24 protein-coding genes and 1 riboswitch are annotated in these 23253 nt (G+C 70.4%); of the genes, 18 read left to right on the forward strand and 6 right to left on the reverse strand.

All coding sequences use genetic code 11. The features are described from left to right. Nucleotides 1–6 precede the first annotated feature (6 nt). The 9 genes from AB0B86_RS23020 to AB0B86_RS23060 all read left to right on the forward strand — a co-directional run bounded on the left by AB0B86_RS23020 (nt 7) and on the right by AB0B86_RS23060 (nt 6851). Nucleotides 7–1017, forward strand: a complete 1011-nt coding sequence (locus AB0B86_RS23020; protein WP_357405421.1) for a DUF881 domain-containing protein — start codon at nt 7–9, stop codon at nt 1015–1017. Between the two features lie 60 nt (nt 1018–1077). Further along, nucleotides 1078–1458, forward strand: coding sequence for a glycine cleavage system protein GcvH (gene gcvH / locus AB0B86_RS23025; protein WP_357405423.1), 381 nt, complete (start codon nt 1078–1080; stop codon nt 1456–1458). Between the two features lie 215 nt (nt 1459–1673). Beyond that, the gene (locus AB0B86_RS23030; protein ID WP_007071101.1) at nt 1674–2126 is read left to right on the forward strand and encodes an FHA domain-containing protein; all 453 of its coding nucleotides are present in this window, start codon (nt 1674–1676) and stop codon (nt 2124–2126) included. Nucleotides 2127–2176: 50 nt separating this feature from the next. Then, nucleotides 2177–2878: a MerR family transcriptional regulator gene (locus AB0B86_RS23035; protein ID WP_357405425.1), complete on the forward strand. Its 702-nt coding sequence runs from the start codon at nt 2177–2179 to the stop codon at nt 2876–2878. A 185-nt stretch (nt 2879–3063) separates the two neighbouring features. Continuing rightward, a complete protein-coding gene (locus AB0B86_RS23040; RefSeq protein WP_030492026.1) occupies nt 3064–3528 on the forward strand; it encodes a bifunctional nuclease family protein in 465 nt (154 codons plus the stop codon). A 196-nt stretch (nt 3529–3724) separates the two neighbouring features. Further along, nucleotides 3725–4321, forward strand: a complete 597-nt coding sequence (locus AB0B86_RS23045; RefSeq protein WP_357405428.1) for a MerR family transcriptional regulator — start codon at nt 3725–3727, stop codon at nt 4319–4321. Between the two features lie 255 nt (nt 4322–4576). Continuing rightward, nucleotides 4577–4975, forward strand: a complete 399-nt coding sequence (locus AB0B86_RS23050; RefSeq protein WP_357405430.1) for a group 1 truncated hemoglobin — start codon at nt 4577–4579, stop codon at nt 4973–4975. Between the two features lie 2 nt (nt 4976–4977). Then, nucleotides 4978–6159, forward strand: a complete 1182-nt coding sequence (locus tag AB0B86_RS23055; protein ID WP_357405432.1) for a globin domain-containing protein — start codon at nt 4978–4980, stop codon at nt 6157–6159. Then, entirely contained in the window at nt 6156–6851 is a 696-nt protein-coding gene (locus AB0B86_RS23060) for a cell division protein DivIVA (protein WP_357405434.1), read from the forward strand. The genes AB0B86_RS23055 and AB0B86_RS23060 overlap by 4 nt, the downstream gene beginning before the upstream one ends. Before the next feature lie 141 nt (nt 6852–6992). Here AB0B86_RS23060 and AB0B86_RS23065 read toward each other — a convergent pair whose 3' ends face one another. Beyond that, nucleotides 6993–7649, reverse strand: coding sequence for an NAD(P)H-binding protein (locus AB0B86_RS23065; protein ID WP_357405436.1), 657 nt, complete (start codon nt 7647–7649; stop codon nt 6993–6995). Between the two features lie 122 nt (nt 7650–7771). Here AB0B86_RS23065 and AB0B86_RS23070 point away from each other — a divergent pair, with 122 nt between their 5' ends. The 3 genes from AB0B86_RS23070 to gcvP all read left to right on the forward strand — a co-directional run bounded on the left by AB0B86_RS23070 (nt 7772) and on the right by gcvP (nt 12943). Beyond that, nucleotides 7772–8839, forward strand: coding sequence for a MerR family transcriptional regulator (locus AB0B86_RS23070; protein ID WP_357405438.1), 1068 nt, complete (start codon nt 7772–7774; stop codon nt 8837–8839). 166 nt (nt 8840–9005) lie between these two features. Beyond that, nucleotides 9006–9857, forward strand: a complete 852-nt coding sequence (locus AB0B86_RS23075) for an NAD-dependent protein deacetylase (protein WP_357405440.1) — start codon at nt 9006–9008, stop codon at nt 9855–9857. 87 nt (nt 9858–9944) lie between these two features. Next, a riboswitch (glycine riboswitch) is annotated at nt 9945–10044 on the forward strand. 76 nt (nt 10045–10120) lie between these two features. After that, nucleotides 10121–12943 carry an aminomethyl-transferring glycine dehydrogenase gene (gcvP, locus tag AB0B86_RS23080; protein WP_357419800.1) on the forward strand — a complete coding sequence of 941 codons (2823 nt, stop codon included), beginning with the start codon at nt 10121–10123 and terminating at the stop codon, nt 12941–12943. 124 nt (nt 12944–13067) lie between these two features. Here the strand turns inward: gcvP and AB0B86_RS23085 are convergent, their stop codons facing one another. Then, complete coding sequence (locus tag AB0B86_RS23085) at nt 13068–13268, reverse strand: DUF5999 family protein (protein WP_007460326.1); 201 nt, start codon at nt 13266–13268, stop codon at nt 13068–13070. Nucleotides 13269–13391: 123 nt separating this feature from the next. Here AB0B86_RS23085 and AB0B86_RS23090 point away from each other — a divergent pair, with 123 nt between their 5' ends. Continuing rightward, the gene (locus AB0B86_RS23090) at nt 13392–14636 is read left to right on the forward strand and encodes a chorismate-binding protein (protein WP_357405444.1); all 1245 of its coding nucleotides are present in this window, start codon (nt 13392–13394) and stop codon (nt 14634–14636) included. Nucleotides 14637–14646: 10 nt separating this feature from the next. Beyond that, the gene (gene def, locus AB0B86_RS23095) at nt 14647–15156 is read left to right on the forward strand and encodes a peptide deformylase (protein WP_357405446.1); all 510 of its coding nucleotides are present in this window, start codon (nt 14647–14649) and stop codon (nt 15154–15156) included. Here def and AB0B86_RS23100 read toward each other — a convergent pair. Both AB0B86_RS23100 and AB0B86_RS23105 read right to left on the reverse strand, forming a co-directional pair. Next, the gene (locus tag AB0B86_RS23100; RefSeq protein WP_357405448.1) at nt 15136–15921 is read right to left on the reverse strand and encodes a GNAT family N-acetyltransferase; all 786 of its coding nucleotides are present in this window, start codon (nt 15919–15921) and stop codon (nt 15136–15138) included. The two genes, def and AB0B86_RS23100, sit on opposite strands and share 21 nt — an antisense overlap. Beyond that, on the reverse strand, nt 15921–16694 hold the full coding sequence (locus AB0B86_RS23105) for a TSUP family transporter (RefSeq protein WP_357405450.1): 774 nt from the start codon (nt 16692–16694) through the stop codon (nt 15921–15923). Before AB0B86_RS23105 ends, AB0B86_RS23100 begins: the two co-directional genes overlap by 1 nt. A gap of 184 nt (nt 16695–16878) precedes the next feature. Between AB0B86_RS23105 and AB0B86_RS23110 the strand changes: the two genes are divergently transcribed. Next, nucleotides 16879–17658, forward strand: coding sequence for an endonuclease/exonuclease/phosphatase family protein (locus AB0B86_RS23110; protein ID WP_357405452.1), 780 nt, complete (start codon nt 16879–16881; stop codon nt 17656–17658). 90 nt (nt 17659–17748) lie between these two features. Here the strand turns inward: AB0B86_RS23110 and AB0B86_RS23115 are convergent, their stop codons facing one another. Beyond that, nucleotides 17749–18747, reverse strand: a complete 999-nt coding sequence (locus tag AB0B86_RS23115; RefSeq protein ID WP_357419801.1) for a tyrosine-type recombinase/integrase — start codon at nt 18745–18747, stop codon at nt 17749–17751. A gap of 153 nt (nt 18748–18900) precedes the next feature. Between AB0B86_RS23115 and AB0B86_RS23120 the strand changes: the two genes are divergently transcribed. Further along, nucleotides 18901–19869 carry a hypothetical protein gene (locus AB0B86_RS23120; protein ID WP_357419802.1) on the forward strand — a complete coding sequence of 323 codons (969 nt, stop codon included), beginning with the start codon at nt 18901–18903 and terminating at the stop codon, nt 19867–19869. 98 nt (nt 19870–19967) lie between these two features. Here AB0B86_RS23120 and AB0B86_RS23125 read toward each other — a convergent pair whose 3' ends face one another. Continuing rightward, nucleotides 19968–20762, reverse strand: a complete 795-nt coding sequence (locus tag AB0B86_RS23125; protein WP_357419803.1) for an alpha/beta hydrolase — start codon at nt 20760–20762, stop codon at nt 19968–19970. A gap of 224 nt (nt 20763–20986) precedes the next feature. Here AB0B86_RS23125 and zwf point away from each other — a divergent pair, with 224 nt between their 5' ends. After that, nucleotides 20987–22360 carry a glucose-6-phosphate dehydrogenase gene (zwf, locus tag AB0B86_RS23130; RefSeq protein ID WP_357405460.1) on the forward strand — a complete coding sequence of 458 codons (1374 nt, stop codon included), beginning with the start codon at nt 20987–20989 and terminating at the stop codon, nt 22358–22360. Nucleotides 22361–22427: 67 nt separating this feature from the next. Further along, complete coding sequence (locus tag AB0B86_RS23135; RefSeq protein ID WP_357405462.1) at nt 22428–23252, forward strand: hypothetical protein; 825 nt, start codon at nt 22428–22430, stop codon at nt 23250–23252. The last annotated feature ends 1 nt before the right edge of the window (nt 23253 follow it).

Below are 23253 nucleotides of genomic sequence, written 5' to 3' on the forward strand. Positions count from 1 at the left end.
ACAGCGATGAGTGACGAGCAGAGCGACACGGGGACCGGGTGGCCGCAGCCGGGTGGGCCGACGCGCCCGGGTGGGCCGGCGGGTGAGCCGGATCCGCGGCCGGACGCGCCGGATCCGGACGAGCTGAGCCCGTTGGCGTCGCCGGAGCCGGCGCCGCCGCAGCGGCCGGACGACGCGGACGAGCCAGTGGTGGAGCCGGTCGACGATGGTGCGACGGTGGACCTGAACGCGGTGTCGCGGTCGGGGGAGCCGGTGGCGGGTTCCGACGGGTTGGCCGAGCCGGCCGGGGAGTCGGTGCTGCGGCAGGTGGTGACGGGTCGGTTCCGGTGGAGTACGGCCGGTGTGATGATCGTGGCGTTGTTGGTGTTGCTTGGTTTCACGTTGGTCGTGCAGTTGAAGACGACGTCGACGGATCCGACGTTGGGGGCGACGCGCCAGGAGGACCTGGTGCGGATCCTGTCGGATCTGGATGCTCGGGAGAGTCGTCTTCAGCAGGACATTCGTGCCCTGGAGGACAGTCAGCGGCAGTTGCACTCGGGTGAGCAGGGTCGTCAGGCGGCGTTGGACGAGGCGACGCGGCGGGCGGACGAGTTGGGCATCCTGGCGGGGACGTTGCCGGCGGTGGGGCCGGGGTTGACTGTGCAGTTCGAGGCGGACGTCAAGCCGATCACGGCGACCCGGGTGTTGGACGCGGTGCAGGAGTTGCGGGGTGCGGGCGCGGAGGCGATGCAGATCGCCGGTGGTGATCGGGCGACGGTGCGGATCATCGCGTCGACGTACTTCCTCGATGGGGACAACGGGTCGTTGATGGTGGAGGGGCGTCGGTTGACGGGGCCGTACACGATCACGGTGATCGGTGATCCGGCGACGATGCGTACGGCGTTGAACATTCCTGGTGGGGTGGTGGCGTCGGTCCGGGGTGTCGGCGGTAACGTGACGTTTGGGGAGCGTGAGGTTGCCGAGGTTTCGGCGCTGCACGAGCCGATCAAGTTGGAACACGCCCGTCCGGTCTCCTGACCGGCGCGGCCGCGCCGGGCCCGGGTGGTCCGGGGCACCGATGGATGAAGGACGCGTCTGGTGATTCCTGAGGATTTGCGATACACCGCCGAGCATGAGTGGGTGGCGGGTGACGGCACGGGTGTGATCCGGGTCGGTATCACGCAGTTCGCGCAGGACGCGCTGGGTGACATCGTGTATGTGCAGCTGCCCGAGGCGGGTGCTGTGGTCGCGGCTGGTGATTCGTTGGGCGAGATCGAGTCGACGAAGAGTGTGTCGGAGATCTACGCGCCGGTCGCCGGTACGGTGGTGGCGTCCAACGAGGCGTTGGGTGACACGCCGGAGCTGATCAACACTGATCCGTACGGTGCGGGTTGGTTGGTGGAGATCACGCCGAACGATCCGACGGCGACGGATGGGTTGCTGACGGCGGCCGCTTATCAGAAGATCACCGAAGGCTGAGTGTGCGTGATCCGGTGCGTGGGCTGTGTGCGCGCGTCCGGTTGCCCTGCATTTCGGCGCTGGCTAGGCTCGCCCAGTCGACCGAGAACCCAAATAGTTGAGCGTTGCGGAATTGCCTTCCCGGGCACGGGGAGCCAGCCGCCGGGTGTTCAAGTGCCCGGCGGCCAGACCCGCCATTACCCGACGCCGACCGAACAGATCCGTGAGGTGGTCCCATGACGCGGCCAGACGACGAGTTCCCCCCGCTCGACGTCACTTCGACGCTCAATCTCGGTTCGCTCGACGAAGTGCTGGAAGGGCCGGATACCGATGTGGTGCCGAGCCGGATGTCCGGCTCGTTGCCGCCGGGTATGGCGCTGCTGGTGGTTCGTCGAGGCCCGAATGCGGGTGCCCGGTTCCTGTTGGACCACGATGTGACGACGAGTGGCCGGCATCCGGACAGTGACATCTTCCTCGATGACGTGACGGTGTCGCGTCGGCACGCGGAGTTCCACCGGGACGGTGGGACGTTCACGGTGCGGGACGTGGGTAGCCTGAATGGCACGTACGTCAATCGTGAGCGGGTTGAGGCGGCCACGTTGAGCAATGGTGACGAGGTTCAGATCGGTAAGTTCCGGGTGGTGTTCATCGCCGGTCCGCGCCCGGAGGAGGAGGCCGGCCGGGGGTGAACGAGCCTGCGGCCTCCACGTCACCCGGAGCGGCTCGGTCTGAGCCGCTGATGAGCATCGGTGAGGTGCTTGGGCAGTTGCGGGTGGATTTTCCGGACACCACGATTTCGAAGCTGCGGTTTCTTGAGGCTGAGGGCCTGGTCGAGCCGCAGCGGACGGCGGCGGGTTACCGGAAGTACAGCTGGGACGATGTGGCGCGGTTGCGGTTCGTGTTGACCGCGCAGCGGGACAAGTACCTGCCGTTGCGGGTGATCCGTGAGCAGTTGGCCCAGTGGGATTCGTCTGGTGAGCAGCCGGGGCGGTCGCGGCCGGCGTTGGTGGCGGTTGGTCCCGATGGTGCGGTGCCGGGTCGTGAGTCGGTGGAGCCGGCCGAGTCGTCGCAGGTGCGGCTCGGCCGGGCGGATCTGGTGGCGCGCAGTGGGATCGACGAGTCGACGCTTGTGGAGTTGGAGCGGCTCGGTGTGCTGGTGTCGGATCCGCCGGGGTGGTATGACGCGGATGCGTTGATCATCGCTTCGGCGGTGGCGGGGTTGGCGTCGTACGGGTTGGAGCCGCGGCATCTGCGGGGTTACCGGACGGCGGCGGATCGCGAGGTTGGTTTGTTCGCCCAGTTGGTGGCGCCGTTGGCGCGGCAGAGTGATCCGGGGGCGCGGGCTCGGGCGGCGGAGACGGCGCGTGAGTTGGTGGCGTTGTCGGAGCAGTTGCACGCGGCGTTGGTGCGGGTGGGTCTGCGTTCGACGTTGGGTCGGTGAGGGTGCCCGGCGGGTGGTGGCTGAGCGGAAAGATCTCTTCCGGGAAGCGTGCCGTAGGCTTGCCGGGGTAACCCCTTTCTGGCGCGGGCGTGGTGCGGTAGCGCACGGGACGACCGTGTCGCGGTCCGTGTACCGTGCAGGGAAGGGCGCGGTGCGGCGTAGGTGACAACGACACGGAGGCGGCGGTGCGCGAGCTGAGCGTGGTCGGAGTTCGGGTGGAGTTGCCTAGCAACCAGCCGATCGTCCTGCTCAGGGAGGTCGAGGGGGACCGCTATCTGCCGATCTGGATCGGCGCGGTCGAGGCCACGGCTATCGCTTATGAGCAGCAGGGGGTCAAGCCGGCCCGGCCGTTGACGCATGATCTTCTGCGGGATGTGTTGGCGGCGTTGAAGGCGCCCTTGCAGGCGGTGGAGATCACCGAGCTCAAGGAGAACGTGTTCTACGCGGATCTGTTGATCGGTGATGGGGTGCGGGTGTCGGCGCGTCCGAGCGATTCGATCGCGTTGGCGTTGCGTGTCGGTGCGCCGATTCGTTGTGCTGAGCAGGTCCTCAGTGAGGCGGGGATCGTCATTCCTGATGAGCAGGAGGACGAGGTGGAGAAGTTCCGGGAGTTCCTGGATCAGGTGCGTCCGGAGGATTTCGCGGGCTGAGGTGGCCGTGGGCTGTGCTCCCGGGTGTCGGGGTGGGTGATTCCCGGTCCGGTTGATGATCTTTCTCGGTGGCTGCGCGGCGTGTCGTGTCGGTTCCTCCGTGGTAACCCCTGAAGGTGGCTATAGGGTTGCCGTGTCGAGGGGTGCGCGTCGGAGGAAACGGCGTGTTGCCGCACTGACGGGGGAGGTTGTCCGGATGCACGAGCCGCGGGATCCCGAGCCAGGTGGGGAGTTCGACGAGTCGGGTGCCTCGTCGCCAGGAGTGGCGATTGAGGGTGACGGTTCGGTCGGCTACCGGGGTGTGACGGCCTGCCACGCGGTGGGCATCAGTTACCGGCAGTTGGATTACTGGGCGCGGACGGCGCTTGTGGTGCCGAGTGTGCGGGACGCCTCTGGTTCGGGGACGCAGCGGTTGTATTCGTTCCGGGATCTGGTGGTGTTGAAGGTCGTGAAGCGGTTGTTGGATGCGGGGGTGTCCCTGCAGAACATCCGTAAGGCGATCGAGGCGCTGCGGTCGCGTGGTGTGGAGGATCTGGCCGGGATCACGTTGATCTCTGATGGGACGACGGTGTATGAGTGCCGTTCCCCGGAGGAGGTGGTCGACCTGTTGCAGGGTGGTCAGGGTGTCTTCGGGATCGCGATCGGTGGGGCGTTCAAGGAGATCCAGGGGTCGTTGTCGCATCTGCCGGCGGAGCCGGCGATGAGCGCTCCGGCGGAGCCGGCGGTGGCGTCGGGGTCGGATCCGGTGGGTGACGAGTTGGCGGCGCGGCGGGCGCGGCGGCGGGCCGGCTGAGCGCGGCGCGTTCCGGGTTTTTTCGGTTGATTTTTTGGCAACAATTCGTGACGTTGAGTGACGTCGGTGGATGGGTTGGCTCCACTGTGGACACGCTGGGTGTCGTTCCCGTTGCCGATTGTGGATCTACCCGTGGGTAGTGGTGACGCTGCGTTCCGAGTCATTGTCGGGAAGGCAATCGGGAGGCAATGACCGCCGCCGATTGACACGCTATGGTCCGTCACGGTTATCGACCCTTCCCCCGGAGGAACGACCGTGACGGTTACCGAAGAGGCTGCCCCGAAGTCGCACTACGACCGCATTGGTGGTGCCAGCTCGGTCAAGGCGGCTGTGGAGCTGTTCTACGACAAGGTGTTGGCCGACCCGGCCTTGGCGGGCTATTTCGCCGAGGTGGAGATGGTCGGTCAGCGGCGGCACCTGACGTTGATGTTGGCCACCGTGCTTGGTGGTCCGAACGAGTACACCGGTCGTGGGTTGGCCGAGGCGCATCAGCCGTTGGACATTCCGGTGGAGCACTACGCGAAGGTGGGCGAGCACCTCCTGGCGACGCTCACCGAGCTGGGTGTGCCGGCGGACATCCTGGCCGATGTGCGCACGGTGTTGGGTCAGGTGCAGGACCAGGTGGTGGCCTCCGGAGACCGGTCGGGCGCCTGAGCGTGGACGCGGCCCAACTCAAGCAGAGCTGGTCGGTGGTCGCCGAGCACGGTGATCAGGTGCCGCTCTATTTCTACTCGTCGTTGTTCCTCGCTCATCCTGAGACGCGGCAGATGTTCCCGACGAACATGGCCGGGCAGCGGGACCGTCTGGTGACCGCGTTGGGGCACATCGTGTCCAACGTGGACCAGGTGGACCGGCTTGTGGGTTTCCTGCAGGATCTCGGTGCGGACCACCGCAAGTTCGCGGTACGCGCGGAGCACTACCCGGCCGTCGGTGAGGCGCTGTTGGCGACGTTGCAGCATTTCCTTGCCGCGCGGTGGACCGACGAGTTGGCCGCGGACTGGGCGGCCGCGTACGGGTTGGTGGCGCAGGTGATGACCGAGGCCGCGCAGGCCGCCGAGGCGGTGAACCCGCCGTGGTGGGTGGCGGAGATCGTGGCGCACGAGCGGCGGGCGTTCGACGTGGCGGTGTTGACGGTGCGCCCGCAGTATCTGTTGCCGTTCACCGCGGGTCAGTCGATCGGGGTGTCGCATCCGTCGGTGCGTTCGTGGCGGTACTACTCGCCGGCGAACGCGCCGCGTGCGGACGGCACGCTTGAGTTTCATGTGCGGGCGGCGCCGGGTGGTGCGGTGTCGTCGCGGCTGGTCTACGGGTCGGCGGTGGGGGATCGGATCCACCTGGCGGCGCCGGTCGGGGAGCGGCTGGGGTTGTGGTCGGCGGGTTCCAGTGATCTGTTGCTGCTTGTCGCGGGGACCGGTTGGGCGCCGGTGAAGGCGCTTGTGGAGCAGGTGGCGGCGGAGGGGTCCCGCCGGCGGGTGGATCTGTACGTGGGGGCCCGTTCCCGTAGTGAGCTGTACGACAGCGATGCGATCGACAAGTTGGCGTCGTCGTATCCGTGGTTGACGGTGACCTATGTGGTGGGTGCCGATGTGAACCGGCCGGGGGAGTTCGCGCACGCTGTGGATCGGGCGTTGGCCGACGGTGACTGGCGGTCCCGGCACGTGTTCGTGTGTGGGTCGGACGAGATGGTGTCGTACGCGGTGCGGGCGTTGCTGCAGGCGGGTTTCCACGCGGGTCAGGTGCACCACGAGGGTCTGGGTGAGCAGTGGTATGGCCCGGCGTGGCGGATGGCGGTGCAGCAGTCGCCTGTCGGTGACGTTTCGGGAGGTGGGCACAGGTGAGCGCGACCCCGATCAGCCGGTACGACGGGATGCAGGCGTCCGGCGCGGTGCAGGTGCGGATGACCGCGGACCGGGTTCGGCGGTGGCAGTTCGGGGCGGCGTCGTTCGCGCGGCGCGGCTACGACAACGCCGACGTGGACCGGTTCCGGATGCAGATCGCTGACGAGTTGGATGTGTTGGCGACGCAACTCGCGACGTTGCGGGCGGAGAACGAGCGGCTGACCGACCGGGTGGAGCTGCACCGGCACGGGGTGATCCCGAGCACGGGGGCGGCGGGTAAGGCTCCGGCGGCGCGGGAGGTGAATCTGCTGTCCGCGGCGCAGCGGGAGGCGGAGCAGATCATCGCGCAGGCGCATGACTACGCGCGGCGGGTCGCCGAGTACGCCCGGGTGCAGTACGAGAGTTACCTGCGGGCGGCGGAGGCGGAGGCGAAGCAGGAGGCGGAGCGGGCCGTGGCGGAGTACCGCAGCGCGGCGGGGTCGAGCTTCGACGACACGGTCGCCACCCGGGAGGCGTTGCGGATCTTCGGGGAGATGATGGTGTCGCACATGCAGGCGGCGGCGCGGCATCTCGATGATGGCAGCGAGCAGTTGGCCCGGACGATGGATCGGATCGCGGCGGAGACGCCGGGGGCGCCGTTCGTCGGCGGTGTGGTGGGTCAGCCGGCGTTGTCGCGCCACCAGCAGCGGTGAGCCACCCGGGTGGGGCGGGTTCCCCGTCCGGGGTGTTCAGCTGAGGTGTTGTTCGAGGTGGAGGCTCACCTGGTCGCCGCGTTGCTCTTGCCGATGGTCGTGCGCAGGGGGGCGCGGATGGGCAGCCAGTGGGGGGGCGGGTCAGGTCGTGACGGCGTGGACGGCGTCGTCGATCGGGGTGGGCCCGCCGACGAGTTCCAGGGTCGCGCCGGCGGTGCCGGGTTCGTCGAGTAGGGCGACGAGGACGTGGGCGACGTCGGCGCGGCTGATCGCGCCCCGGTCGGCGTGGCGGGTGAGGGTGACCCGGCCGGTTGGCGCATCGTCGGTGAGCCGCCCGGGGCGTAGCACCGTCCAGGCCAGGTCGCGGCCGCGCAGGTCGTCCTCGGCGGCCTTCTTCGCCCGCAGGTACGCCGCCCACACGTCGTCGGTGCCGGCGGAGGGTGGGGCGTCCACGCCCATCGAGGAGACCAGCAGGTAGCGGTGGACACCGGCGAGGGTGGCGGCGTCGGCGAGCAGGGCGGCGGCGCCCCGGTCGACGGTGTCCTTGCGGGCGGTGCCGCTGCCGGGGCCGGCACCCGCGGCGAAGACCACGGCGTCGGCGTCGGTGAGGTGCGCGGCGAGCGCCGTGGCGTCGGCGTGTTCCAGGTCGCAGACGACGGGGGTGGCGCCGGCGGCGCGTAGCGCGGCGGCCTGCGCGGGGTTGCGGATCAGCCCGACGGCGGTGTCACCGCGTCCGGCGAGGTGGCGTTGCAGCAGTAGGGCGATCTTGCCGTGGCCTCCGGCGATGACGACACGCATGGGCCCAACCTACCGGCGGTGCGGGTGGTGGCGGGGACAGCAGCGGGCTTGACCTTGACCTTCGGGGAAGGCCCAGCCTGGTGTGTGCCGGTCACGGTGACCGGCGCGAGGAGGATGTCGACGTGGAGTTGCTGACCATCGGGGCGTTCGCGCAGGCGGCGAGGCTGACGCCGAAGGCGCTGCGGCTGTACGACCAGGTGGGGCTCCTGCTGCCGGCGGCGGTCGATCCCGAGTCCGGTTACCGGCTCTACGACCCTGACCAGTTGCCGTTGGCGCGGCTGGTCGCCCACCTGCGGCGCATCGGCATGCCGCTGGCGACGATCCGCGTCGTCTGTGGCTTGGAGCCGGCGGAGGCGGCGGAGGCGATCGCCGCGTACTGGCAGCAGGTCACCGCCGACACCGCGGCTCGGGCGCGGCTCGCCACCCTCCTCGTGGACCACCTGTCGGAAGGGGGCATCACCATGTCTGAGGCGAAACCCACACTCACCGTCCGCTACGCCGTTGGTTGTGAGACCGGGTCCGTGCGCGACAGCAACGAGGATGCCGCGTACGCCAGCGGGCGGCTGTTGGCGGTCGCGGACGGTATGCGCGGCCCCGGCGGCGCTGCCGCCAGCGCTGCCGTGATCGAGGCGCTGCGGCCGTTGGAACTGGTCGACGTCCCGGCCGCTGAGTTGCTGACGATGCTCGCCGGTGCGGTCGCCGACGCCGAGCGTGCGGTGCGGGGGTTGGAGACCGATGAGGACCAGCCGGTCACCACGCTGACCGCGTTGCTGTTCAGTGGTTCCCACCTGGCCGTGGTGCATGTCGGTGACACCCGGGCGTATCTGCTGCGCGGTGGCGAGTTGTCGCTGCTCACCCAGGATCACACCTGGGTGCAGGCCCAGGTGGAGCAGGGCCGGCTCGACCGGGACGAGGCCGCCGCGCATCCGCAGCGCGCTGTGCTGGTACGCGCTCTCGGTGGCGGCCAGCCGGTCGAGGCCGATCTCGCGCTGCGTACCGCCCGGCCCGGTGATCGGTACCTGCTGTGCTCCGACGGACTGTCCGCCGTCGTCGACAGTGCCGATGTGCGGTCGACGCTGGGCGCGGCAACCGATCCCGGGCAGGCGGTGCGGGCGTTGATCGGTCTGGCGGAGGCCGCGGGAGCGCCGGACAACATCGCCTGCGTCGTCGCCGACACCGTCGGCGCGTAACGCGCGACACCCGAGGCCGTCGGCGCGCAGGGCGTGACGCGCAGCGGCCGTCGGCGGGCAGCGCGTGACACCCCGACCCGACGCCGAACCCCCGACCGGCGGGCGCGAAGAGCTGCGGGTGGCCGGGGGTTCGGCGTCGGCGGGTGGGTTGAGGCAGCATGGATGGGTGACGGAGAGCCTCGACGCGTTGACCGCACTGCTGGCCGGGGGTGGGGTGGTGGTGCTCAGCGGTGCCGGCCTGTCCACCGAGTCGGGCATCCCGGATTACCGGGGGCCCAGCGGGGTGGCGCGGCGGCACACCCCGATGACGTTCCAGGCGTTCACCCGGGATCCCTTCGCGCGGCGGCGCTACTGGGCGCGTAGTCACCTGGGGTGGCGGTTGATCGCGGGGGCGGCGCCGAACGCCGGGCACCGGGCGGTGGCGGAGTTGCAGCACGCCGGTCTGGTCGACACGGTGATCACCCAGAACGTCGACGGTCTGCACGGTGCGGCCGGCAGCACGTCGGTGATCGAGTTGCATGGTCGCCTCGACGAGGTGACCTGCCTGGACTGCGGCAACCTGACCTCCCGGGAGGAGTTGGACCGGCGACTACGCGAGGCCAACCCGGACTTCGTGGCGCAGGTCGCCGCGGTGAACCCGGACGGTGATGTCGATCTCCCCGACGAGCAGGTGGCGGCGTTCCGGACTGTGGATTGTGCGATCTGCGGCACCGGGATGCTGAAACCGGACGTGGTGTTCTTCGGGGAGACGGTGCCGCCGCAACGGGTGCAGCGCTGCTTCGCGGCCGTGCAGCAGGCCCGGTCGTTGCTGGTGCTCGGGTCGTCGTTGACGGTGATGTCCGGGCGCCGTTTCGTGATTCGGGCCGCGAAACTGGGCATTCCGGTCGCCATTGTCAACCAGGGGTTGACCCGAGGTGACGGCTACGCCACCGTCTGCGTCGACGCTCCGCTGGGCGCGTTGTTGCCCGAGCTGGCCGCGCGGGTCGCCGGTCACGCGGCGACGGCGCTGCGCGTGTGACGGCGCCGGCACGCAGCGCGGCGGTCACGGGCCCGGGGTAGGACATCTGCGGGAAACACCGGCGCTGGTAGCGTTGACCATGCCGGTAACACCCACGTGGGAGAGACCGCCCGCCGGCACGGCAGGGCGGCGCCGAAGGGGCAAATCCTCCCCGGAACCTCTCAGGCAAAAGGACCTCGTGGGCAGGCACTGTGAAGCATCCCCCGGTGGGGGTGCGACAGAGGGGGAGGCCGACACGTCGACCTCGCCCCGGGAGTGCCCCCATGACCGTAGAGCAGTTCGCCACCCGTCACATCGGTCCCGGCCCCGACGATGAGCGTCGGATGTTGGAGGTCGTCGGGCACGGCTCGATCGACGAGCTGATGGACGCCGCGATCCCCGAGGTGATCCGCTGGCACGGCACCCTCGACCTGCCGGAGGCGGCCACCGAGGCCGAGGCGATCGCCGAGTTGCGGGCCCTGGCGGCCCGCAACACCGTCGCCGTCTCCATGATCGGGTTGGGGTATCACGGCACGCACACCCCGGCGGTGATCCGCCGTAACGTCCTGGAGGACCCGGCCTGGTACACGGCGTACACGCCGTACCAGCCGGAGATCAGCCAGGGCCGCCTGGAGGCGTTGCTGAACTTCCAGACCATGGTCACCGACCTGACCGGCCTGGCCACCGCGAACGCCTCGATGCTCGACGAGGGCACCGCCGCGGCCGAGGCGATGACCCTCGCGCGGCGCGCGTCCAGGAGCAAGAGCCGGGTGTACGTGGTCGACGCCGACGCCCTGCCGCAGACCATCGCCGTGATCACCAGCCGGGCGGTGCCGCTCGGTATCGACGTGCGGGTCGTCGACGTCGAGCGCGACGAGTTGCCGGCGGAGTTCTTCGGCCTGCACCTGCAGTACCCGGGGGCGTCCGGCGCGGTCCGTGACCACACGGGCCTCGTCGAGGCCGCGCACACCGTCGGGGCGCTCGTCACTGTCGCGGCGGACCTGTTGGCGTTGACGCTGCTGCGGGCGCCGGGGGAGATCGGCGCGGACATCGCCGCCGGCACCACCCAGCGCTTCGGCGTACCCATGGGCTTCGGTGGTCCGCACGCCGGTTACCTGGCGGTGCGCGCGGGCCTGGAGCGAATGCTGCCCGGTCGCCTCGTCGGGGTGTCGCGCGACGCCGACGGCAACCCCGCCTACCGGTTGGCGTTGCAGACCCGCGAGCAGCACATCCGGCGGGAGAAGGCGACAAGCAACATCTGCACCGCGCAGGTGCTGCTCGCGGTGATGGCCGGCATGTACGCCGTGTACCACGGGCCGGACGGGCTGCGGGACATCGCGGCGCGTACCCATGCCATGGCGGCGCGGCTCGCGGCCGGGTTGCGCGCCGGCGGCGTGGACGTCGCGGACGTCGCGTTCTTCGACACCCTGACCGCGAGCGTGCCTGGCCGGGCCGCGCAGGTCGTCGCGGCGGCCGCCGCCGACGGGGTGAACCTGCGACTTGTCGACGCCGACCGGGTCGGTGTGTCCTGCGACGAGACGACCACCGACGCGCACCTGGCGCGGGTGTGGGCGGCGTTCGGGGTGCCCGCGTTCGACGGCGACGCCGACGCGGCACTGCCGGTCGACCTGGCCCGTCACAGCGACTTCCTCACCCACCCGGTGTTCCGCAGCCACCACTCGGAGACGGCGATGCTGCGCTACCTGCGGCGGCTGTCGGACTTCGACTACGCCCTGGACCGGGGCATGATCCCGCTCGGGTCGTGCACGATGAAGCTGAACGCGACCACCGAGATGGAGCCGGTCAGCTGGGCGGAGTTCGCCAACATCCACCCGTTCGCGCCGGACGACCAGACCGTCGGGTACCGGGAGATGATCGGGCAGTTGGAGTCGTGGCTGGCCGAGGTGACCGGCTACGACGCGGTGAGCGTGCAACCCAACGCCGGGTCGCAGGGTGAGCTGGCCGGGTTGCTGGCGATCCGCTCCTACCACGCGTCGCGGGGTGAGACGCACCGCGACGTGTGCCTGATCCCGTCGTCGGCGCACGGCACCAACGCGGCGTCGGCGGTGATGGCCGGCATGCGGGTCGTCGTGGTGGCCTGCGACGACGACGGCAACGTCGACCTCGTCGACCTGGACGCGAAGATCGACAAGCACCGGGACGCGCTCGCGGCGATCATGGTGACGTACCCGTCGACACACGGCGTGTACGAGACGGGCATCGCGTCGCTGTGCGCGAAGGTCCACGACGCCGGCGGTCAGGTGTACGTCGACGGGGCGAACCTCAACGCCCTGGTCGGGTTCGCCAAGCCCGGCAAGTTCGGCGCGGACGTGTCGCACCTGAACCTGCACAAGACGTTCTGCATCCCGCACGGCGGCGGTGGCCCCGGTGTGGGCCCGGTCGCGGTCCGCGCGCACCTGGCGCCGTTCCTGCCCGGTGACCCGCTCGGCGCGCACGTCGACGCGACCCCGGCGATCTCGGCGGCCAAGTACGGGTCGGCGGGCATCCTGCCGATCCCGTGGGCGTACCTGCGGATGATGGGCGCCGAGGGGCTGACCCGGGCGACCGGCGTCGCGGTCCTCGCGGCGAACTACGTCGCGGCGCGCCTGCGGGGGCACTTCCCGGTGCTGTACGCCGGCAACAAGGGCCTGGTGGCGCACGAGTGCATCCTCGACCTGCGGCCGTTGACGAAGGCGACAGGGGTGAGCGTCGACGACGTGGCGAAGCGGCTTATCGACTACGGCTTCCACGCGCCGACGATGTCGTTCCCCGTCGCCGGGACGCTGATGGTGGAGCCGACCGAGAGTGAGGACCTGGCCGAGCTGGACCGGTTCTGCGACGCGATGATCGCGATCCGCGCGGAGATCGAGCAGGTCGCCTCGGGGCAGTGGCCGGCAGGGGACAACCCCCTGGCGAACGCCCCGCACACCGCGGCGATGGTCAGCGGCGACGAGTGGCCGCACCCGTACCCGCGGTCGGTGGGCGCGTACCCGGCCGGGGTGGACCGGGCCGGGAAGTACTGGCCGCCGGTGCGGCGTATCGACGGCGCGTACGGCGACCGGAACCTGGTCTGCTCGTGCCCGTCGCCGGAGGCGTTCGAAGACTGACGACGGGCGAGCCGGGGCGGGCGGTACGGGCCGCCCCGGCAGCCGCTGCAGCCTGGACGAGGACGTCCCCGACCGGGGGACTACCCTGGCCGATGGCGGCTATTCGGTGACGCTGGGTGGTCGATCAGGCCACGAGGGCGTGGCGGGCGGGGCCGCGGTGCGGTGCGATGCTGCTGCCGTCGGGAAGCAACTCGCCGGTGTCCTCGAAGACGATCACACCGTTGCAGAGCAGGCTCCAGCCCTGCTCACGGAAGCAGGCGAGGACGCGCGCGGCTTCCCGGTCGGTGGCTTCAGCGGAGGGGCAGGTCGGTTGGTGCTGGCACATCAGGGTCTCCGGACTGTGGGGGCACTGTGTCATGGTTCACATGACCAGTGACGCACAGTACCAAGCGAAAGTGTCCAGCATCGACCAGGAGCCGGCCCGGCGTACGGGAAATCCACTGAACGGATGAGGAAGGTCGGACCATACGGCGTGGAAACGCTCCCACAGGTGTGCGTCGCGGATAGCGACCCGGCGACATTTGTCGATGCGCCCGCGGCACCGGCCGCCTGCCGAGACACCCTCACCGAACGCGCCCGCCTGCAATGGCACCGCCGCGACGGCGGCGACCCCGCCGCCCTCGCCGAGGAGTTCCTCGCCGCACACGGCCTGCCACTGCACGACCTGACCCGACCCACCCCCACCCACCCCGACACCGGGGCCTGCGGCGCCGCGCTCTACCTGTCCGCAGCCGCCGGCGCGCACCTGGCCGGCGCACCCACCACCACCGCCGAACCCGCGCCCACCCTGCCCGACCTCACCGTCGTCGTCTACCACCACGGCCCCACCCGAAACACCCCACCCGCCGGCCCACCCACCCCCTGGTGGCTCGGCCCCTGGACCGAAAGCTGGACCCCCCGCCAACACGCCGACGCCGTCGCCGAAGTCCGCGCCGCCATCGGCCGCGGCGACGTCTACCAGACCAACCTCGTCGGACACGCCGCCGCCCCATACACCGGCGACCCCCGGCCCGCCCTGAGCCGCCTCAGCGCGCTCCCCGGCGCCCGCTACGGCGGCGTCCTCACCGGCGACGGCTGGGCCATCGGCTGCGCCTCCCCGGAAACCCTCATCGAGGTCACCGACGGGCACCTCATCACCCGACCCATCAAAGGCACCCGCCCCGCCACCGCCGCCGGCCGCGCCGAACTGCTCACCAGCGCCAAGGAACGCGCCGAACACATCATGATCGTCGACCTGGAACGCAACGACCTCGCCCGCATCGCCCGCACCGGCAGCGTCACCGTCGACGACCTGTTCACCGTCCGCCGCTGGTGCGACCTGTGGCAGGCCGAGTCGACAGTGCGCGCCACCGCCGCCGACGGACTCGGCCTCGCCGACCTGCTGCGCGCCACCTGCCCCGGCGGCTCCGTCACCGGCGCACCCAAACACGCCGCCCTCACCCAGATCACCACCCTCGAACCCGTCGGCCGCGGCGCCAGCATGGGCGCACTCGGCTGGGTCACCCCCGGCCGCGTCGACCTCGGCCTGACCATCCGCACCGCCGCCGCCGACACCGACCTGCTGCACACCTGGGCCGGCGGCGGCATCACCTGGGACAGCGACCCCGCCGCCGAGGTCGCCGAAGCCGCAGCGAAAACCGCCCCGATCCGCGCCACCCTGGCCGGACACCGCACCCACCGCGACCGGCGATAAACTGCCGACCATGACCATGCGGCCCATCCGGATCATCGGCGACCCCGTCCTGCGCACCGAATGTGAGCCGGTCACCACCTTCGACACCGAGCTGCGGGCCCTCGTCACCGACCTGATGGACACCCTGCTCGGCGCCCCCGGCCGCGCCGGCGTCGCCGCACCACAGATCGGCGTCAGCGCCCAGGTGTTCGTCTACGACGCCGACGGGCACCGCGGCCACCTCATCAACCCCACCCTCGAACTCTCCGACGAACTCCAGGACGACGACGAGGGTTGCCTGTCCATCCCCGGGTTGTACTTCCCCACCCAACGGGCCCTGCACGCCACCGCCCACGGCGTCGACCAGCACGGCGAACCGTTGACGATCTCCGGCAGCGGATTCCTCGCCCGCGCCCTGCAACACGAAACCGACCACCTGCGCGGCACCCTCTACGTCGACACGCTGCGCGGCGACACCCGCCGCCGCGCCCTGCGCGAAATCCGCGCCGGCCGCTTCGACTCACCCAGCCGCCGCCGCTGAAGCCGTCACCATCCACTCGTCGTAATCGGCGACCCGGGTGAAACCGACCCGCTCGTACAGGCGCACCGCAGCCACGTTGTCCGCCTTCACGTTGAGCGTGACGTGCGCGACGCTCTCCCGCAGCCGCGCACACAACGCCGCCACCACCGACGCGCCCAGCCCCCGCCCCCGCCAGAGCGGATGCGTCGTGACGTTGCCCAGGGCCGCCACCCCGTACGCCGGCGAGAACACATGCACCCCGGCCACCGCCACCAACGCATCCCCGTCGCGCACCCCCAGATACTGCCCCGTCTGCACCATCCGCTCGTCGAACCAGTTACCGGGGTACGCCCGCGCGTACAACTCCCGCACCTGCGGCAGGTCCGCCGCCCCGAGCACCACCCCCACCGGCGCCACCGCGCCCAGCCGCGCCGGATCGGTCAGCGCCATCCGGTGATGCCGGCCACCGGCAACCAACCGGAACGCCCCGGACAGCGCACCGGTCAGACCGGGGGACAGGTGCGCGTACAGCCGCGCCGGCAGCACCGGCGCCAACTCCGCAAGCAACACCGACAGCGCCACCGTGTCCGCCGGCGCGGCGAACGCCAACAACGTCGGCAGGTCCGTGCCGTGGTACAGCAACGCAACCTGCTCACCCCGACGAAACCACGACGTGTACGGCCAGAAGAAATCGTCCAGGTCACCCAACTGGTAGGCGTGCAGCACCGGATCCCGCCCCAACAACCGCGCCAACACCGCACGGTCGTGCTCGGCCCGCACCGCCATCAGCGCGCCACCCACTGGTCATGGCCGAGCTTCGCGACCAACGCCACCACGACCACCAGCAGCACCACCCGCACGAAACCCGAACCCCGACGCAACGCCATCCGCGCCCCCAACACCGCCCCGGCGATATTGCACACCGCCATCCCCGCACCCAACAACCACCACACATGCCCGGTCACCCCGAACACCACAAGCGCACCCAGGTTCGTCCCCGCGTTGACCACCTTCGCCATCGCCGAACCGTGCACGAAGTCCGCACCCACCAACGCCGTGAACGCCAACACCAGGAACGTCCCAGTACCCGGACCGATCAACCCGTCATACAGGGCGATCCCCACACCGGCCACCGCGACCACCACGCCCACCCGCACCGGCGTCCGCCTCGCCGGCACCGCCAACACCCCCATCCGGGGCCGCAGCAACACGAACACCGCCACCAGAACCAGCACCACCAACACCACCGGCCGGTACGCCGACGCCGGCACCGCCCCGGCCAACGCCGCACCCACACCCGCGCTCACCACCGCCAACCCCGCCGCCGGCCCCGCCACCCGCCAGTCAACAGTCGTCCTGCGGGCATACGTCGCCGCCGCCGTGGCGGTACCGAAGATCGCGGCCAACTTGTTAGTGCCCAACGCGGTGGCCACCGGCAACCCCGGCGCGGCCACCAGCAACGCCGGCAGCAACAACAACCCACCACCGCCGACCACGGCATCGACCCACCCCGCCATCGCGGCAGCGGCCAGCAGAGTACTCAGCGATACGGCGTCCACGGGCGGCAATTCTCCCCACCACAACCGCCCCCAAGACCACCCGAGTGGCCAGCCTCACCCCCTCACCGACGCCGAGAACGCCGCAACCGCACCCCCAACGCGCCAACAGCCACGAACACCAACGCGGAACACAGCAACACCTTCAGCACCCGGCAACCATGCCACGGGGACGTATGGTGCAGAAGTGCGCCTGGCCACCTTCAACCTGCTGCACGGACGATCCCTGACCGACGGGCTCGTCGACTCCGACCGCCTCACCACCGCCATCAGCGCCCTCGACGCCGACGTGCTCGCCCTCCAGGAAGTCGACCGCGACCAACACCGCAGCGGCAAACTCGACCTCACCACCATCGCCGCCCACGCACTGGACGCACCCCACCACCGCTTCGCCGCCGCCGTCGTCGGCACCCCCGGCGAACACTTCCGCCCACTGCGCCACGACGACGACGGACACGGCGAACCCTGCTACGGCATCGGCCTGATCAGCCGCCACCCCGTCCGCAGCTGGCACATCACCCGCCTCAAACCCGCCCCCGTCCGCTCACCGGTCTACGTACCCGGCCCCCGCGGCGGCCTCATCCTGCTGCACGACGAACCCCGCGTCGTACTCGCCGCCGTCCTGGACACCCCCCACGGCCCCCTCACCGTCGCCGCGACCCACCTGTCCTTCGTGCCCGGCTGGAACGCCCGCCAACTCCGCCAAACCGTCCGCGCCCTCCGCGCGCTACCCGGCCCCCGCATCCTGCTCGGCGACCTCAACCTGCCCGCCGGCCCCGCCCGACTCGTCTCCGGCTGGCAGCCCCTGGGCCGCCGCCCCACCTACCCCTCCGGACAACCCCGCGTCCAACTCGACCACATCCTCGCCGACCGGCACGCCCTCAACCAGCTCCCACCGGTACGCGCCGTCACCACGCCAGCGTCCACTATCTCCGACCACCGCCCCCTGCTCGTCGACCTCGGCTGAACCCGCCGGCCACCCGGCCCAGAACGCGTGGGTGGGAAACCACCACCGCCGTGCCCACCCACCCTCCAACACGCCAACGCCGACGCGCGCTCAATCCCGGCCCACCACCAGCGACGCCAACACCCGGTTGGTGCGGTTGGCCCGCACCGCGTCGCGCTGCTGCCCGGCCGTCACCTCGATGTACGTCTGCGACGACGCCAACGACGCGTGCCCCAACAGCCGCATGATCTCCGCGGCGCTCGCCCCGTCCTCGGCCAACCGGGTCGCGAACGTGTGCCGCAGCGCGTGCAACCGCGCCCCCCGCGGCACCCGGTCCCCGATACCAGCCCGCCGGTAACACGACTCCACCAGATACTGCAGCCCACCCCGGCGCAGCGGCTCACCGTGGCGATCCACCAGCAACGCCGAGTCGGGGCGCACCGACCGCGCCCCGAAGCGCCGACGCCGACTGTCCAGGTAGTCGGCCACCACCCGGTCCAGATCAGCCTCGATCGGCACCACCCGGGGCCGCCCACCCTTGCCGGCCACCTCGACGCGCCGCTCACCCGGCCGACCCGCCAGCGAGCCGACCCGCAACGCCAGCAGCTCCGACAGCCGCAGCCCCGCGCACAACGCCACCGCCAACACCGCCACGTCCCGCTCCGGCCACGGGTCACGCTGCCTGCCGTCGTCCCGCGCCACGGACGCGAGCAGCACCTCGGGGGTGTCCGTGCCGCGCAGCGGCTTCGGCTGGGGGAGTAGCGCCCGGGGCCGGTCGACCGCCGGCATCGGGTTGCCCGCCAGCACCCCCTCCGCCACCAGGAACGTGAAGAAACTGTTCCAGGTGGACCAGGCGCGGTGCACCGAAGCGGGCGCCCGGGGCGCGGCGAAGCGGGCGAACGCCGCCCGCATCACCCGGGGGGAGAGGTCGGTGATCGACAGCTCGTCCAGGGGCAGGGGAGTGGCGGCGGCTTCGGCGATCAGGTCGCCCACCGTGCGCAGGTCCCGCCGGTACGCGGCAAGGGTGTGCGGGGAGGGCTTGCGGGTGGCTCGGGCGGTCAGGAACTCCTCGATCAGCACCCCGAGCGATTCGTCCTGTTTGTGATGCATAAGGGATATTATGCAGCATTTTCGGGTTTCCGGGAAGGGCGGAGGAGGGGGAGCGGCCCACACCACACCAGGCTGCTCGGTCACCGCGGCGATACCACCCGTCAGCCAGAACGAGGGGCGTGGTGTGGTGTGGCATCTCGCTACCATGACCGGGTGGCCGTCATCTCTCGCCGGAAGCTGGTGTGGGGTGGGGTTCTCTTCCTCCTGCTGGCCTACGTCGTGCTGCTGACCACGACGACCCTCGGCACGGTCTGGGCAGCCTGGTGGTCCGGCAAATCCACAACCGACATGCGGCTGTGGTGGTGGCCGATGCTGTTCTGGAGTCGCCTGGGCAAAGGCATTCAGCTGCTGGCCGGGCTCGTCGTGATACTCGACGTGATCGATCTGGATCGGCTGCGCCGATCTGCTGTCACGCTCGACAGTAGAGGACGCGCCCTTCACCTTCTGGCGCCAATCGAAAGGCACCGCGCGAAGGTGTACGGAGTCCGTGAAGAGCTCACCCGGTGCCTCGTGGACATGAAATACCTGGCGGCCCGAGGAGGCGTGACCCTCGACATCTCGTCTCTGCGAGCCGAGCCCAGCCTCGCCGTCTCGGAGGAGACGGCGAACCTGCTCGGCGCGGTGGATGTCGCCGAAACCCTGCGCAGGATGCACGCCGAGGCGGCCAAGCAGGGGTGGCGCGGCGCGGAGCTGACGCGGCGCGTCCACGAACGCATCGACACCTTCCTTGCCGACCAGTTTGGTCCAGGTGAGCGGGGATGGTCGGGCACTGTCGCCCACCAGTTTCAGGCGCGCACCACCTTCTTCGGGATCATCGGCCTCATGGTGGCGCTGGCCGGCACCACAACCGTGACCATGGTCCTGATCTCCACGACGCTCAGTGAATGGATAACCGCATCCATCGCGATCGTCGTCTTTCTCGTGAGCGTCCCCATCGGCGTGTTGCCCATGGAGGACTGGCGTCTCGGCGGGTCCCTGCTGGCGGCCTGGCGCTCCGGCTGCGCCCGGCTCTTGAGCTTCTTCGCCGAGATGATCGGCACCGCCCGGCCGGGCCACGTGTTCCGTTGGATGGCACTCTGGCTTTTCCTCGCGGGGATGCACTTCGACCTGTTGGCCTCCTGAAGCGACCTGCTGCGGTGGCCGGTTCGTGGCCCCGCCACCCGCTGTGCCGGCAGAGTTCCAGGGGACCTCCCAACCCTGGTTACTTTACATAATGTGCATTATCGAATCTCAGCCACGCGTGCCCGGAGCAGCCAGTCCTGGGTCAGCGCTCGCAGCAACGCGGGCTGTTCGAACGGCAGGTAGTGTCCGGCCCCGTCGAGCACGCTGTAGGTGCCGCGCGGGTACCGGCGCATGGCGCGGAACTGGTCGGCGTACCCGATGATCCCGTCCTGTCGCCCGGTGATGACGCTTACCGGTCCGTCGAAGACGACATCGACGTTCTCGTCGGGCAACGCGTAGCCCGGACCGGTCTGCAGCTCCTCCTGAAACGTCGCATCGCCGGGGCCGCCGGAGTCGAGGGCGGCCAGCACCGTCGCGACGACACCCGGGGTGCGGTGGCCCACGGCGGCGTCGAGGTGCGCGCGCAGCGCCTCGGGCGCGGCGTCGAGCCAACCGGTGGGCGCGTCGGGCTGCGGGGCGTCGGGCAACTCCCTGCTGTCGCGGGCGATGGTGATCCCTGGGCAGACGAGCAGCAGGCCGCGGACGAGTTCCGGTCGTTGGCGTGCGATGCCGGCGGCCAGGTACGCGCCGTAGGAGGCACCCGCGAGCAGGACCGGTGCTTGCGCGTGCTTGTCGAGCCATCCGCACACGCTCTCCAGCACCGCCTGGGAGGTGGCGGGGTCGGTCCCGGGGCTGTCGCCGTGACCGGGCAGGTCCAGGTAGGTCTCGCGCAGGTCGGTGCCGGCGAGGGCCGGGCCGAAGGCGGCGGCCGTGGCGGCCCGGGTCATGCCGAACATGGGCAGGCAGACCACCTCGGGTCCGGTTTGCGCCGATCGGTCGAATGCCAGGCTCATCGTTTGTTCCTCCCGGGGTGATGGTGGTGGCACAGGAGGACAACCTTTCACGGGCGGTCGACCTCGCGGGGACCGGTGCAGCGGTGGAGCGGTGCGTTCCGGGGCGTACTCCCCTCGCTGTCGCCGACCTCACGTGCGCCGCTCGTCGGGGAATGCCCGGGGCGGGTCGCGCGGTTCTCCGTTCGGAAGATCAGGATCATGATCGAATTGGAAGTGCCATGCACATGCGCTCAGATGCGGTGGTGCTGTTCGGTGTCACCGGTGACCTCGTGTCGAAGAAGCTGTTCCCGGCGCTGTACGAGTTGACCCGGCGTGATCGCCTCGATGTTCCGGTGATCGGTGTGGCCCGCTCCCCCTGGGATGATCAGCAGTTGGTCACCATGGCCCGTAAGTCGGTGGCCGAGGCGAACGACGAGGTCGACGACGAGGTCTTCGACCGGTTGGCGGGCAACCTCGCGATGATCTCCGGGAACTACGCGGACCGGGCCACCTACGAGCGGCTGGCCGAGCGGCTGCGGGGTGCGCAGCGGCCGATCTTCTACCTGGCGATTCCTCCGGCGGTGTTCGGTTCCGTCATCGAGGGGCTCGCGGCCGTGGGCCTGGCCGACCGGGGTCGGGTGATCGTGGAGAAGCCGTTCGGGCGTGATCTGGCGTCGTCGCGGGAGTTGGACCGCACGCTGCGGGCGGCGTTCGCGCCGGAGCGGGTGTTCCGCATCGACCACTATCTCGGCAAGGAGGCGGTGGAGGGTCTGTACGCCTTCCGGTTCGCCAACCGGTTGTTCGAGCCGCTGTGGAACAACGAGCACATCGACAACATTCAGGTGACCCTGGCGGAGGGTTTCGGCACGCAGGGTCGTGCCGGCTTCTACGACACGGTGGGCGCCACCCGGGACGTGTTGCAGAACCACATCCTGCAGATCGTCGCGCTCATCGCGATGGAGGCGCCGGCCAGCGAGGACACCGCGGCGTTCCAGGAGGCGGAGGTGTCGGTGCTGCGGCAGATCGCGCCGCTGTCGCCGGAGTCGACGGTGCGGGGGCAGTACGCGGGCTATCGGGACGAGCCGGGTGTCGCGTCGGGTTCGAACACGGAGACGTTCGTCGCGACCCGGTTGACTGTCGACTCGCCGCGTTGGGCGGGGGTGCCGTTCTATCTGCGTACGGGTAAGTCGCTGCCGGGGACGGCGACGGAGGTGGTGGTCGAGTTCAAGCAGCCGCAGCGGTCGCTGATTCCGGCGGAGCGGGGCACGGTGACCGCCGCGAACCTGCTGCGGTTCCGGCTCGGGCGCGGTGACGGCATCACGATGTCGATCCAGGCGAAGAGCCCGGGGGCTGAGGTGGCGAGCCGTCCGGTGGATCTGTCCGTCGACTTCGGTGCGGCGCTGGGGCGGCGTCAGGAGGCGTACGAGCGGTTGCTGGACGACGCGATGGATGGGCAGCATCTGCGGTTCGCCCGGGAGAAGACGATCGAGCAGGAGTGGCGCGTCGTCGAGCCGATCCTGGATCTGGCAGACCCGGTGCGGTCGTACGAGAAGGGCACCTGGGGTCCGGCGGAGGCGGACGCCCTCGCCGGTGGTTGGCACGCCCCGGACCTGCGATAGTGGCGCTGCTCACGGTGTCGGCGGCGCCGACGCGGTGGGCGGCGCGCACCGTGGCAGGCTCTGCCGAATGGCACCTGATGAGACGGTACGCGCGCTCGCCGAACTGGCGGAGGCCGAGTTCATGTTCCGGTACGAGTCGGGTGCGCCGGCCGACGTCCGGGACGCGCTCGGGATCCGGACCGCCAGGATGGGCGGCGGGGTGGTGCTGTCGATGCGGCACGACCCGACCGGCTACTGGTCCAAGGCGCTCGGGTTCGGCTTCGACGAGCCGGTGACCGGCGAGTTGATCGCCCAGGTGTGCGACTTCTACCGCGCCGAGGGCACGCCGAAGGCCGTCATCCAGATCGCGCCGGACCGGTTGCCGGCGGAGTGGGACGAGATCTGCGCGCGGGAGAACATCACGGCCGGCGGTGTGTGGGTGAAGCTCGCCGGTGAGATCGGTGCCCTGCGTCCCGGTGACACGCGCCTGCGGGTGGGTCCGGTCGCGGACGGGTCGGTGCGCGAGTGGGCGTCGGTGGTCCTGCGGTGCTTCGGGATGCCCGAGGAGCACCTCGCGCCGATGCTTGTCGCGAGTGTCCGCGACCCGGGGTTTCGTCCGTTCGCGGCCTGGGACGGTGCGCGGATGGTGGCCGCCGCGAACCTGTTCGTGCATGGCGAGGTGGGTTCGCTCAACACCGGTGCCACGGTGCCGACCCATCGGGGTCGGGGCGGGCAGTCGGGCTTGTTGGCGGCCCGGGTGGCAGCCGCCGCGGAGGCTGGTTGCCGGTGGGTCACGGCGGAGACGGGCCGGCCCGCGCCGGGTTCGTCGAATCCGTCGCTTGACAACATGCTGCGGCTGGGGATGAGCCCGCTGTACGAGCGGCGCAACTGGCTCTGGCAGGCGGCTGAGTGAC

Source organism: Micromonospora sp. NPDC049047, from assembly GCF_040649135.1.
In the GTDB taxonomy this organism is placed as follows: domain Bacteria; phylum Actinomycetota; class Actinomycetes; order Mycobacteriales; family Micromonosporaceae; genus Micromonospora.

What these genes read in the sequence shown, in the direction of transcription:
- AB0B86_RS23065 (WP_357405436.1), bottom strand. Translation starts at nt 7,649, where the DNA reads ATGCGTGTCGTCATCGCCGGAGGCCACGGCAAGATCGCCCTACTGCTG.
- AB0B86_RS23030 (WP_007071101.1), top strand. Translation starts at nt 1,674, where the DNA reads ATGACGCGGCCAGACGACGAGTTCCCCCCGCTCGACGTCACTTCGACG.
- AB0B86_RS23090 (WP_357405444.1), top strand. Translation starts at nt 13,392, where the DNA reads ATGAGGAAGGTCGGACCATACGGCGTGGAAACGCTCCCACAGGTGTGC.
- AB0B86_RS23045 (WP_357405428.1), top strand. Translation starts at nt 3,725, where the DNA reads ATGCACGAGCCGCGGGATCCCGAGCCAGGTGGGGAGTTCGACGAGTCG.
- AB0B86_RS23125 (WP_357419803.1), bottom strand. Translation starts at nt 20,762, where the DNA reads ATGAGCCTGGCATTCGACCGATCGGCGCAAACCGGACCCGAGGTGGTC.
- AB0B86_RS23115 (WP_357419801.1), bottom strand. Translation starts at nt 18,747, where the DNA reads ATGCATCACAAACAGGACGAATCGCTCGGGGTGCTGATCGAGGAGTTC.
- zwf (WP_357405460.1), top strand. Translation starts at nt 20,987, where the DNA reads ATGCGCTCAGATGCGGTGGTGCTGTTCGGTGTCACCGGTGACCTCGTG.
- def (WP_357405446.1), top strand. Translation starts at nt 14,647, where the DNA reads ATGACCATGCGGCCCATCCGGATCATCGGCGACCCCGTCCTGCGCACC.
- AB0B86_RS23135 (WP_357405462.1), top strand. Translation starts at nt 22,428, where the DNA reads ATGGCACCTGATGAGACGGTACGCGCGCTCGCCGAACTGGCGGAGGCC.
- gcvP (WP_357419800.1), top strand. Translation starts at nt 10,121, where the DNA reads ATGACCGTAGAGCAGTTCGCCACCCGTCACATCGGTCCCGGCCCCGAC.
- AB0B86_RS23100 (WP_357405448.1), bottom strand. Translation starts at nt 15,921, where the DNA reads ATGGCGGTGCGGGCCGAGCACGACCGTGCGGTGTTGGCGCGGTTGTTG.
- AB0B86_RS23085 (WP_007460326.1), bottom strand. Translation starts at nt 13,268, where the DNA reads ATGTGCCAGCACCAACCGACCTGCCCCTCCGCTGAAGCCACCGACCGG.
- AB0B86_RS23020 (WP_357405421.1), top strand. Translation starts at nt 7, where the DNA reads ATGAGTGACGAGCAGAGCGACACGGGGACCGGGTGGCCGCAGCCGGGT.
- AB0B86_RS23035 (WP_357405425.1), top strand. Translation starts at nt 2,177, where the DNA reads ATGAGCATCGGTGAGGTGCTTGGGCAGTTGCGGGTGGATTTTCCGGAC.